1 protein-coding gene is annotated in these 244 nt (G+C 63.9%); it reads right to left on the bottom strand.

Annotated features, from left to right (window positions below):
* The coding region (locus AC3II9_RS22320) for a tryptophan 7-halogenase (protein WP_489158948.1) at positions 1–244 on the bottom strand (244 nt) is incomplete at both ends.

Below are 244 nucleotides of genomic sequence, written 5' to 3'. Positions count from 1 at the left end.
CCGCGATCCAGCTGGCATCGAGGAACACGCCCTCGCGATACTTCACCACCCGCGCGCGCCGCCGCCACAACTCCATCTTCTCGGCCAGGCTGTCCGGGATGGGCATGGTCCGCACATAGTTCCAGAAGGGGGAATCGTCGCGCGTCGTGGCGTGGTAATGTAGGATCAGGAAGTCGCGGATGCGGTCATATTCCAGATCGATGATCCGGTTGAACTCGTCGCGGTCGGCGTCGCTCGGGTGCCG

The sequence above is a fragment of the Lysinibacillus sp. RU7 genome, assembly GCF_057837305.1.
Note: the sequence above shows the minus strand (reverse complement) of the source record. Positions and strands in the feature narration are given on the sequence as shown.